Origin of the sequence: Coprococcus aceti (genome assembly GCF_025567285.1) — a bacterium.
In the GTDB taxonomy this organism is placed as follows: Bacteria; Bacillota; Clostridia; order Lachnospirales; family Lachnospiraceae; genus Coprococcus; species Coprococcus aceti.
On sequence record NZ_JAOQJT010000001.1, the window covers coordinates 405,444 to 418,145 of the forward strand.

Annotated in this window: 6 protein-coding genes; all 6 read left to right on the forward strand. The window is 46.7% G+C overall.

Features of this window, described 5'->3' with window-relative positions:
- Positions 1 to 147 precede the first annotated feature (147 nt).
- Positions 148 to 1,788 carry a DUF6382 and FHA domain-containing protein gene (locus tag OCV54_RS01835; RefSeq protein WP_015534341.1) on the forward strand — a complete coding sequence of 547 codons (1,641 nt, stop codon included), beginning with the start codon at positions 148 to 150 and terminating at the stop codon, positions 1,786 to 1,788.
- A 116-nt stretch (positions 1,789 to 1,904) separates the two neighbouring features.
- Positions 1,905 to 3,761, forward strand: a complete 1,857-nt coding sequence (locus tag OCV54_RS01840) for an FHA domain-containing protein (protein WP_055222420.1) — start codon at positions 1,905 to 1,907, stop codon at positions 3,759 to 3,761.
- A gap of 46 nt (positions 3,762 to 3,807) precedes the next feature.
- Complete coding sequence (locus OCV54_RS01845) at positions 3,808 to 4,578, forward strand: PP2C family protein-serine/threonine phosphatase (RefSeq protein WP_055222421.1); 771 nt, start codon at positions 3,808 to 3,810, stop codon at positions 4,576 to 4,578.
- 13 nt (positions 4,579 to 4,591) lie between these two features.
- On the forward strand, positions 4,592 to 6,727 hold the full coding sequence (locus OCV54_RS01850) for a serine/threonine protein kinase (RefSeq protein WP_055222422.1): 2,136 nt from the start codon (positions 4,592 to 4,594) through the stop codon (positions 6,725 to 6,727).
- A gap of 17 nt (positions 6,728 to 6,744) precedes the next feature.
- Complete coding sequence (locus OCV54_RS01855) at positions 6,745 to 7,506, forward strand: hypothetical protein (RefSeq protein ID WP_015534338.1); 762 nt, start codon at positions 6,745 to 6,747, stop codon at positions 7,504 to 7,506.
- A gap of 12 nt (positions 7,507 to 7,518) precedes the next feature.
- Positions 7,519 to 12,699 (forward strand): Ig-like domain-containing protein, encoded by a 5,181-nt coding sequence (locus tag OCV54_RS01860; protein WP_055222423.1) that lies wholly within the window; start codon positions 7,519 to 7,521, stop codon positions 12,697 to 12,699.
- Positions 12,700 to 12,702 lie beyond the last annotated feature (3 nt).

A 12,702-nucleotide genomic window follows, 5' to 3' on the forward strand; every position in this document is an offset into this window, starting at 1 on the left:
ACAAAATTATATAGCGAAAATTATCTAAAAGGGTATAAACTGCTTGCGATATATAGACTTTTTATATATAATAAAGGAGTATGTACCCTTTTGGGTTTTTATGCATCTAGTTATGCGCTTATGGAGGTGCGATAGGAGGAATATTTGATGAGGAAAATAAGTTTCAAGGTAAGAAATATCGGCTCTGAGAAATATTTGTCATATATTCTGAATGATGATTGTGAGTTTGACGAGGAGTTATTGGATTATCTGGAGGAGAACCGGATTCCTGAGCTCATTGATATCATTTATGAAGAGGATGATGAGAACGATTATCTTACATATAACGTTACAGGCAGGACAACGGTTGACGCACTCCTTTCGAATACGGTAAATGCTGAGAAGATATTGGGGATAATCAGAGGGGTAGCTTCTGGTATAGTTAATTTACGTGATCTTGGAATACCGGCATCATATGTGGTTCTTCACAAGGAGTTTACATATGTTAATCCGGTTACATACGATGTTGGAATGTTATGTGTTCCAGTTGAGTCAGAAGCCAATATCAATGCCGAATTCAGGATGTTCGCAAAGGACTTGCTGACGAGCGTTATTTATGATGACAGTGAGGATTGCAACTATGTGGCAAAGCTTCTCAATCTGTTGAATGCGGATAAGTTCACAGTGAGAAACTTCTATGCACAGCTCACAGAGCTTATGGAGTCTGCAGGAATGCAGGTGGAGGAGAACTTCGTTGATATAGGCTCAGATATGTCGGTTTCACAGTCTTCAGTTGACACGGCGGCATCTGATACAAGTATGGATGATCTGCCTGAGTTTGAGGACGTGTCATTTGGCGATGATGAGGAAGACGAGCTTGATGAGGTAGAGGAGATCAGTGACGAGGCGGCCGCAGCGAATGCGATATTCAAGGATCTTGATCTTGATTCGGATGAGACGAAGAAAGAGAATGTATCAAGCGAGATAGATATGTCGGTATTTGATGACAGCGTTCTTGAGGAGCTCGAGTTAGATGAGAGCCTTGATGAGGAAGAAGAGGATGACGAGGAGGGCATGACAGAGGCTCTCACATCAGATATGGCAGTACATGAGCCATCAGGACTTACAGAGGTTGCAAAGGCTGCCGATGGAGTTACGGAGGTTGAGCTTGACAAGAAGGATGAGCAGAAGCCGGTTCTGATATCTACGGACGAGCTTATGGATAATCCACCTGTTGTTAAGAATATCAAGATCAACCGTGCGAAGATCATACAGAAGGCGGTTGCTGAGACAGAGGAAGCTCAGATAGATAACCCTACAGAACAGATAGTTGCACCACAGTTCATGGACGGTGACCAGCCGGAGCCTGAGACGAATATGGATCCGGTGAAGGAGAAGGCAGAGGAGCCTGAGCAGAAGGGCACAGGAAGCACTGTTGAGCTGACCGGAGGAATGAACGTAGTTAAGGATACCGAACCTGAGAAGGCAGCGGTTAACAGGAACGCTCCAAAGGCTATGCCATATATAGTCCGTGTCAACACAGGCGAGCGAGTTATGGTCAACAAGGCTGTGTTCAAGATAGGAAAGGCGGCAAGAGGTGTTGATTACCATGTCGGTGGTAATGGGGCCATCAGCAAGGTACATGTCATCATCTACCAGAGAGAGGATGGATGTTATCTGAAGGATAACAAGGCGACAAATGGCACATATCTCAACGGAGCGCGCCTGGATGAGAATGCAGAGCAGAAGCTTTCAAACGATGCCATGATAAGCATCGGTGGAGAGGACTTTATCTTCAAATTAAGTTAATATACACCACCCACGATGTGGGACAAGAGCAGGTAGCAATACCTGCTTTTGGTGTTTGAATGAAGAAATAATTTTTGACGGAAAATATGCGGATTTAGACGAAAGGGATTGAAAAAATGAACAGAGAAAAGGTTGTTGTAGTTCCGGCGGGGGAAACTTACAGAGTGAGTTACAGTCTGGATATCAGTGATGTGATAGATGCTAAAGTGTATGATATGAGCAGAAGCGGATCTATGCCTGAGATGGCACCGTGTGACATGCAGGAGAATGCCGGAGTCAGGGTGTTCAATTATCAGATCGATGACAAGAAGCCTCTTGCGGAGATACTGAGACAGGAGATGAACAAGAAGGAGATACTCACACTTCTGTACAACATTCTGCATGCACTGGAGATGTTTGGTAAGAATATGGTTTCGCTCAGCTATGTTGCAAGGGACGAGCAGTGTGTGTTTGTATCGCCTGAGACATACGATGTCTGCTTTATTGTCGCTCCGGTACAGAAGGAAGTGACAGATCTCAACGATGTCAGAGCATTTGTGAAGTCGGTGATAGTTGATGCGAGATACTCAGAGAATGACAATGACAATTACGTAGCACGCCTTATAAACTGTGCGAATATGAGAGGTACATTTTCAAACTCGGACATGAAGAACGAGGTTAAGGCGATGCTTGCAGAAGCAGGCATAGACGCTGCTGAGATAGACAGGATGAAGGAGCTTTCCACAAATGCTCCAAAGGGTGGCAACAGCCACATACTTCGAGGTGAGTCACCTAAGGTGAGCAGACTCGAGGTTATGAGAAATAATGCGAGAATGAATGGATATGCACAGCCGATGGGACCAAACGGCCAGATGCCAAACGGAATGCCATCGATGGGCATGCCACCGATGGGACCGAACGGCCCGATGGGATCAAACGGCCAGATGCCAAACGGAATGCCACCGATGGGAATGCCACCGATGGGACCGAACGGCCCGATGGGATCAAATGGTCAGATGCCGAATGGCCAGGTTCCGAACGGAATGCCACCGATGGGCATGCCGCCAATGGGACCGAATGGCCAGGTGCCAAACGGAATGCCACCGATGGGCATGCCGCCAATGGGACCGAATGGCCAGGCACCAAACGGAATGCCACCGATGGGCATGCCGCCAATGGGACCGAATGGCCCAATACCAAACGGTCCAATGGGATCAAATGGAATGCCACCGGTAGGCGTGCCGCCGATGGAGGAGCCGGTTAAGCCTGAGATGGCTGGAGCACAGCCGCAGGGGGATAAACCGGAGAATGTTGAGACGGTTGAAGCAGAAGCACAGGATGCCAAGCCGGAGATTGTAGAGCCTCCTGTTGAGGCAGAGCCGCAGGATGTCAAGCCAGAGGCAGTAGAGCCGGCTGAGACAGAAGCACAGGATGTCAAGCCTGAGCCAGCAGAGCCGGTTGAAACACAGCCACAGGAGATAAAGCCAATACCTCCAATGCAGGGCAACCCATTTGGAGGAAGACCGATTCCGCCAATGCCACCAATGCCACAGGCACACCAGATGCCAGAGATGCCGCAGAACCCACAGATGCAGCCGGTACCGCCAATGCCACAGATGCAGCCGGTACCACCAATGCCACAGACACCGCCGATGCCACAGGCACAGCCAGTGCAGGGCAATCCATTTGATGGAGCACCGGCACCATATTTCCTTAGGGTGAAGACGGGCGAGAGAATAAGCTTGGACAAGGCAGAGTTCAAGATCGGACATAAGGCAAGACTTGTGGACTATGCGATTACTGACAATTCAGCTATAAGCAGAGTTCATTGTGTTATCACCAAGAGAAATGGCGTGTGCTTCATCAGCGATAACAAGTCTACAAATGGTACATTTGTGAACGGAGAGGAATTGAAGGCGGGCGAAGAAAAGTTCCTGACGAACAATGCGATCGTTATACTCGGGGACGAGGAGCTTGTCTATCACATTAGATAGAATATCCGCAACGAGAGTTGAGACATAAATATTGGGAGGAATGTATATGGGGTTTAGCGCAGTATACAATACAGACGTAGGAATAAAGAAAAAGACAAATCAGGATTCGCTGGCGATCAAGATAGCGGATACTCCAAATGGACAGGTCGTGTTCTCCCTCGTATGTGATGGCATGGGAGGTCTGGCAAAGGGAGAGGTTGCCAGCAAGGAAGTCATAACAGCTTTCTGCAACTGGTTTGACACACAGTTTGTTGAGATGGTTGACAACAACAGCTTTAGTGAAGAGCTGCTGAGATACCAGTGGATAAGACTTGCCGTGGAGCAGAATGAGAAGATTAAGGCGTATGGCGAGCAGAATGGATTTATGCTTGGTACGACCATTTCTGCGATCCTCATATACAGAGAAATGTACTACATTCTCCATGTTGGAGACAGCCGAGTGTATGAGATCACTTCAGTGATAAGGCAGCTCACCGCAGATCAGACGCTTGTTGCAAGGGAGATCGCAGCGGGAAGACTTACACCGGAGCAGGCGGAGACGGACAGCAGACGAAGCGTGCTTCTCCAGTGTATCGGAGCTTCACCTGTGGTGGAACCGGATTTCGTAGTTGGGCAGGCAGCTCCCGGAGCGCATTACATGCTGTGTTCTGATGGATTCAGACATAAGATAACGCCTCAGGAGATGATAGAGAGACTTGGCCCGGGAACATGCGTCGACGAGGCGAAGATGAAGGAGGGCTGTGAGTTCCTCACAGAGCTTGTGAAGTACAGAAAAGAAACGGATAATGTAACAGTAGTGCTTATTAAATCGGAGTAATGGGGATCGATATATGACAGAGTTAGGAACGGTATTAGACGGAAAATACGAAATACTTAAAAAAGTCGGCCAGGGTGGTATGTCAATAGTTTATCTTGCCATGGATAACCGACTTAATAAACAGTGGGCTGTAAAGGAGATCAAGAATGATGGCTCCAAGAGTACAGCCACACTCTTAAAGGGATTGGAGCGAGAAGCAAATATCCTCAAGGATGTGGATCATCCGGTACTGCCACGAATCGTTGATATCATCAATGAGAATGGCACGATCTACGTTGTCATGGACTTCGTAGAAGGACGTCCACTCAGCGATGTGCTCAAGGCGGAGGGAGCACAGCCACAGGAAAAGGTAATCGAATGGGGCAGGGCGCTTGCCAGTGCACTTGACTACCTGCATTCCATGAATCCGCCGATCATATACAGAGATATGAAGCCTTCAAATGTCATGCTGAAGCCGGATGGCTCGGTAAAGCTTATCGACTTTGGAACGGCTAAGGAATACATAGTGGAGAACAATGCGGATACCACGGCTCTTGGAACAAGAGGCTATGCGGCACCGGAGCAGTTCGGTGATGCGCAGGGACATGGAATCTACAACACGGATGCAAGAACAGATATTTACAATCTGGGAGCAACGCTCTATCACCTTGTTACCGGCAAGAATCCATGTGAGCCTCCTTACGAGATAAAGCCTATCAGACAGTGGAATCCGATGCTCTCATCAGGATTTGAGAGAATTATACAGACGTGCTGTCAGCCGAGTCCTGAGGACAGATATCAGTCTTGTTCAGAACTGCTGTATGCGCTGGATCACTACAACGAGCTAGACGATGCATACAAGGCAAAGGCAAAGCATAAGATAGCAGCGTTCTCAGTGGTTGCGGGATTATCGATACTCTCGGCGTGTTGTGCTGTGATAGGTGGAGTAAAGAAAGGCCAGCTCAAGGATCTTGATTACAACAACAAGGTCAACGAGGCGAGGGATGCAGTCGACGAGGGCGATTACAACAAGGCATTTGAGTGCTATAAGGCGGCTGTCGACATAGACCCAACCGCATCGGATGCCTATATAGGCTACATGGAGACATATGCTTACTATTATACAGAGGACGATGGAAACACTTCGGCCAACACCGAGACGGCGGCAGAAAAGGGAATAAGACTTGCGCTTAAGAACAAGGACGAGATAAAGGACGACGTAAAGTTCAAGATAGCCATGTTGTATTACGACGAGGTCAAGGACTACAGTGCGGCCAAGAAATATTTCAATATGGTTGATGAGAGCAAGGACTTCCCGGATCAGGCAAAGCAGGCAAAGTATTACGCTGCGATATGTGACAGCAAGATAAACAAGTCTGCAAGCTTTGATACGAACAAGGAAAATATATTTGCATTCCAGGATTACAACAGTGACAACATAGATGACACCAATCCTGACAAATACACCAATTACCTCAACATAGCTTACATATATCTTGGCGAGATATCCAATAATCTGGAGCTTGCGAACAGAATAGAGGTGCTGATGGATGAGGCGATGAAGAACCTGGACGACAACGCAGAGGTGTTGAACAGCCAGTTCCCGGCGGACAGAGGCGTAAAATACTACAATGGCCAGTATTCAGGAGTTATGTACTCGGTATACACAGAACTTGCCGAGAATGCGGATGATGCGGGCCAGCAGTTACATTATTACAACTCTGCGGCGAACAGTGCAGCGCTTTATCTGAACAGTCTGGATATAGAGGGCGAGAATGCGACAGAGACATCCAAGAAAGCATATTCAGAATACTCGGTGAACGAGGCTGAGACTTATATCAAGATGGCAGAGAACAGCGGCGATGACAGCTACTATGATGAGGCAGAGAGAATATATGGCAACGCTGAGACTACACTTGGAACCGATGACAACGCAGCGGTCGTGTACGTAAGCCATCTGAGTTATCTGGTCGATAGATATTCGAATAAATTTGGAAGCGATTCGGCAGCATGGAATGCCAGTGCCACAAGGGCTGTGAGGAAAGTGTACGAGAACGGTAACAAAGTTCCGGCACTTGCAAATGGTCTTAAGCAGGGATGGCAGTCGTTATCCAATGACCTGACAGTTAAGAGCATAGTAAATGGCAGTTCAAGGTCAACGAGCGAGTAAGGGAGGAGTGAAAGGTTATGGCAACAGTTTATAATGTAATGTTATATGGCGGCCTGGCACTTGCGATCGTATTCGCTATTGTGGCGGTGGTACTGTTCTTCGTGTTAAAGATACCGAAGGCGGTGGGAATTGCCACAGGCTCAACAGCCCGTAAGAAGATCGATGAGATCAAGGAGAAGGGCTATGAGAGTGTACAGGGAGGCGGTGCCTCCAAACAGGAGGCGATCAAGAACCATACATCCAGAATTTCGGTAAGGGATGTAAAGTCAACTGCAGCCGAAAAACATTCTGAGAAGGGAATGGCAAATTACGAGAAAGCGATAGCTGATCTCGGGAAAAAGAGACTGGAGGATGAAGGCGAGACTGCAACTGATATTCTCCGCGATGATGCCGAGGAGGCAACAGATATTCTGAGGGAAGACGAAGAGAATCTTGACATCAATGGCAGCAGCTTTGAGGAGGCGACAGACATCCTCAGAGAAGATGCGGATGAGGAAGCAACGGATGTACTCAGAAATGACGAGGCAGACGAGGAAGCAACGGACATACTCAGAAGTGATGAGGCGGACGAGGAAGCAACGGACATACTCAGAAGTGATGAGGCGGACGAGGAAGCAACGGACATACTCAGAAGCGATGACGCAGACGAGGAAGCAACGGACGTACTTAGAAGCGATGACGCAGATGATTCCACAGCCGTTCTTCAGGGAGGACGCGCAGCGAGCTCGGTAAGAATGATAAAGAATGTAATTATAGTACATTCCGATGAAGAGATATAGGAGGAGAGGGACATGAAAAAGGTTATGCAGAATAAATCACTTTTGCATCGACTGATCGCGCTTACGATGGCGGTAGTTATGACACTCACTCTTGTGGCGATCGATTCACATTTTCATTTGTTTGCGGAGGAGGAAGATACACAGACCATAGATGTAACGGCCATTGTAAAGGGCGATAAGGCGGATATGGTGTATGGCTTCAAGGATTTTGACAAGGCAATAAAGTTCAAGATCAAGTCCGACAAAGTTGACGGAATCGACAGCAGCAAGTTGGGAGTGGCTGTTTACAAAGGAGCTACAGCGGACGATAAGATCGCTACAGCCACAGATGCAGCAGGAAAGCTTGTCACATTTGATAATGTGTATGAGCTGAAGAATGACACAGCAGTACAGAAGATAGCTATTTACTATTATACAGGTACTGATGAGAGCGGTGATTTCGAGCTGCTTGGAACCATAAAGGTTGCCGTGGATAAGCAGGCACCTACAATATCGGTTGAGGCTGATGATAACTACAATCTTCACAACAAGGTGAGCGATGGCTATTATCTCCTGAACCTCACAAGCAGTGATGCCGACAGAACATTTGTGATAGACGCCAAGGATACCACAGATGCAGCAGAGGAAAATGCCACAGGAATAGACTATGTGGAGTATTCATCAGACAATGGAAAGACCTGGAGCAAGACTGAGAGCACATCCCAGTTTGTTGCACCTGATAAGAGTGGAACATACAAGTTCAGAGCGGTCGATGTTGCAGGAAACAAGTCAGAGGAGACCAGTGTTATCGTCAAGAAGCTCAACGAAGCTCCTGTCATAACAAGTGTTACCCCTGAGATCATACAGAAGAACGGAGTGGATTACAGATTCCCTCAGCTCAAGGTAGATGATGCTTATAAGTTCACTGTACAGGTGAAGAAGGTTACAGCCGGCAGTGATAACACTGAGATAGATGACGTGAGCCTGTACTACAAGCTTACGGGTGCAGCTTCAGCGGTGGAGTGCACAGGCAAAAAGGCTGTGTCCGGCGGATATGAATATGAATTCGAGATAAGTGCACAGTGGTTCAAGAAGGACAATGCAGACAATGCAAAGAAGCTTGTCATTTACGCCAAGGAGAACGAGTTTGGCAATAACTCAGTCGGCGCAGATGAGGATGGCGACATTGTATTTGTAAAGGAAGGAAAGCCTGAACTCACAGTTACAGGCGGTTCCACAAGCTATGTGAAATCCACAAAGCTGACAGTGAAGGCAACTGGAGAGTATTCTTACATAGACACCGTGTCATACAGCGTGGATGGCAAGAAGGAAACGATCCTTGAAAAAGGAAACAAGTTCACATACAGCAGCGATGTCCGTGTGAGCGGTGGAGATGTACAGGATTCAACAAAGTCAGACATATATCTGGCTGATGGAGAGCATACCATCACATTTGCGGCAAAGGACTTCGCCGGAATAGATGGCAGGATAGAGACTGTAGTCAAGGTGGATAATACAGCACCTGTTGTAAAGGTTACGGACAACGCCGGAACAGACAGGACAAACAATGATCAGCAGTACACGGTCACAGACGCAAAGGAAGCTGTTCTTAATATAAAGTACAGCGATGCCACATCAGGTGTTGCATCGGCGGTCGCTTCACTCAAGAAGGCAGATGCAAATGGATCATATACATCAGTCAAGAACTGGTATTCAACATCTACAGGTGACAATGGCCTGCAGAGCGGAAAAGAGATAAGCATAGATGGTTCAGGAAGTTATGTCCTGACAGTTGTGGTAACTGACGAGGCTGGAAATAAGACAGAGACGAACACATATGTGTATGTCAATGTGGATGGCCTTTCAGGAGAGAAGTTATCTGCGAACGGTACAGATGCTGACAACGGCGCTATATTCTGGAGAAATGATGATACTCTGACTGTAGAGGGTGCAGTATCAGGCTTCCAGCTTGCAGCAGATGACGCAAAGCTGGTGATCACCAGAACATCATTTGCAGGAAAGAAGGATAAGGCAGTTGAGGTAAAGGGTACAGTTGCCGCTGCATATGACAAGAATACGGTCAACATATCCTACGAGCTTCCAGATGAGGGTGTGTACGAGATCTCACTCATGGCGAGAATACACGATCCGAACAATGCTGACACGAAGTTCAAAGAAGTACAGAGCATAAAGGTTTACTATGATAAGACTGCACCGGCAAATGTGAAGCTGGAGTGTGCAAACCAGAAATACAAATCAGGATCGACATTCTATTACAGATCAAAGAGTGACGTGAAGATCAAGGTCTCTGGTTCCGATAACGATGACAGCAATGGCAAGGTTACATATACAGTAGGCAGAAGCAGCACAGCCGGATCACAGGACATTACAGGAAGCATTAATGTATCAGGAAATGATATAGAAAAGACACTGGATGCAAAGGCCCTTGGCATAACAGATGAAAATACAGAGTACACGATGACTGTTAAGCTGAAGGACAGAGCAGGAAACGAGAGCAAGGCCAGTCAGGAGATACACCTGATAGTTGATACCGTCAAGCCATCAGTGTCAATAGATGGAACTGCCGGCGGAAAGCTGATAAATTACTGGAATAACAGCAATGTGACCATAACAGCAAGGGGAACTGACAATTACTTCGTGGAGAAGTTCGTTGTGACAGGAACACGCGATGGCAAGAGCATAAGCAAGTATGAGCTGGATGCGGATTACACTGCAAATGCAGCAAAGTCCACAACATTCAGAGAGCCTGGACTTTATAATATCACGATCGTTGCTGTCGATGAGGTTGGCAATGAGTCGGGTAAGGCAACAACTTCATTTGTAATAGATAAGAAGAGCCCTGAGATATCAGTTGTGTCCGGTGGAAGCAGCAGATTCCTTAACAGGAGCAGAACTATTACATTTGGCATAGAAGACGATTATGGAATGGATACACAGAATGCGACGCTTAAGGTGTACTACAAGACCTACAGTGATTCAAACTGGTCAGAGACCACAGTTCCGTTCCAGACAGCAGATGGCAAGACCACTGCAGCATATAAGATGACAGCCAAGGGCGGCAAGGCAACTGTATATTATTTCACAGTTGAGGGAGCCGATAATTCCGGCAATGCACTGAAGCCGGCATCAGACGAGGCGTTCGGTGTTCAGGAGGGCACAAGTGCTCTCAAGACAAAGAATTATTACGTCGACACCACAGAGCCACTTGTGTATGTGGACGATGATCCTGAGTACAGACTGGATAATAACAATTACTTCAAGACTTCAATATCATTCAGAGTTGGTGTGGAGGAACAGTTCAAGTCGCTTCAGAACACTATTATCACAGAGAATGATGGAAATGTAGCAGTGGATGAGAATCCGCAATACTTCTATATAAAGAGTAACGGCGGAACATGGGGCAAGAAGTACACATATGATAAGGAAGGTGAGTATGATCTCACCATGACCGTTACCGACAAGTGTGGAAATGAAGGAACAACAGGAACCCATTTCTACATAGACAAGCACAAGCCTGAGATACAGCTTGGAAATGTCAACACTATAAACAACAGCGATGTGACAGTCCCTGTAACACTTACAGATAACATGAGAGGTGGAAAGTACACCATTCATGTAGTCAGAACAAATGAGGGTGGATCTGTTGTAGAGAACAGAGATATCAGAAAGAATGTTACCTGGGGAACAAAGGGCGATGGAGTCAGCACAGTCAGAGAGGTACTCAGCGGTGTGACATTTGACGCCCAGGGCGATTACACAGTCACCGTGTCCGCAGAGGATAAGGCGGGCAACAAGGCTGTGACCAGAATAGTGAAGTTCAGAATCGATAAGACTGCACCGGTTATATCGATTTCAGGAATGAACGACAGACAGACAACGGCGGTAAATGCAACCATCAGCATAGATGAGGCATTCTCATTTGCATATGAGAACAACAATCTTGCCGCAGATGCATTTAACGTGACAATAACTAGAAAGACGGACGGAACAGCGGCATCGAATATCGCTACGCTGGGAACAAGCAGCTTCTCAGGAAGCAATCCACATACCGCAACTTACAACTTTACAGAGGATGGCGAGTACACGATCACAGCAAATGCAAGAGATCTTGCAGGAAATGTGGCAGCCAGCCAGACCAAGACCTTCAAGGTTGACTCAAAGGCACCTGTTGTAAAGGTGAGCGCAGTGGATAAGAACAACAAGGAAGTAAAGAATTACGACCCAATAGGAAGTATGGATTCTTCCGCACCGAACTATGTTGATATGTCACTGAGCGTTCAGGAGTCATTCTTCTCGACAGATGATGTGAAGATAACCGTGAAGAAGGACAGCAAGGATGTGTCATCATCATACTTTACAAATTACAGCAATTCTTCAGAGCTCAGCACAGGAAGCCAGAGATTCTCTGAGGATGGTGTATACGAGGTGTCAATAACAGCGCAGGATGAACTGGGAAATAAGGCTGATGATTACAGCCTGGTATTCACAGTCGATAACACACCACCTGAGCTCAAGGCTACATCGACACTTGCCGGATTCATGAGCAAGAGCATTGCAAGCGATGACGGAACACTGCTTCTCAATGCATCAGATTTTGCTGATATACGAGACAAGGGCTACGAAGCACTGTGGGATGTAAGTGATACTTCAGACTTCTCGGTTGACGCCAAGATAGACGGAGTAAATCTTATCGATTTCTCAGATATGACAGACGGATATCACAAGATAACACTTACAGTAACTGACAAGGTTGGACACACGGCAACACAGGAATTTGATTATACGTATGATGGTACTGCACCACGAATCATCATAACAGGTGTTGAGGATGGAGAGACTCTCAGAGAGCCATTCAACATGACGATAGGTCTTGAGAATGAGGAAGACGAGATCACATCCATCGTTATAAATGGCAATACCATAGATCCTGCAAGCTATCAGGCAGATAACAAGTATGAGATGCAGGTAGATCAGTATGATACATACACGGTTGAGGTAACAGCCCAGGATAAGGCCGGTAATATAGCGACAACATATGACAGAGAGACCGGAGAGGTATTCACCTTCAAGCTCAGCGAAAAGATGTCACCGGTTGTGCTGATCATAATAATAATCGCAGCGATCCTGCTTCTTGCATTGCTTGCATTCATCATCATAGCTGGCAGAAGAAGAAAGAAAAACGCCGCTGCTTAATGT

Coding starts and splice junctions, on each gene's coding strand:
- OCV54_RS01835 (WP_015534341.1), top strand. CDS start 148: ATGAGGAAAATAAGTTTCAAGGTAAGAAATATCGGCTCTGAGAAATAT.
- OCV54_RS01840 (WP_055222420.1), top strand. CDS start 1,905: ATGAACAGAGAAAAGGTTGTTGTAGTTCCGGCGGGGGAAACTTACAGA.
- OCV54_RS01845 (WP_055222421.1), top strand. CDS start 3,808: ATGGGGTTTAGCGCAGTATACAATACAGACGTAGGAATAAAGAAAAAG.
- OCV54_RS01850 (WP_055222422.1), top strand. CDS start 4,592: ATGACAGAGTTAGGAACGGTATTAGACGGAAAATACGAAATACTTAAA.
- OCV54_RS01855 (WP_015534338.1), top strand. CDS start 6,745: ATGGCAACAGTTTATAATGTAATGTTATATGGCGGCCTGGCACTTGCG.
- OCV54_RS01860 (WP_055222423.1), top strand. CDS start 7,519: ATGAAAAAGGTTATGCAGAATAAATCACTTTTGCATCGACTGATCGCG.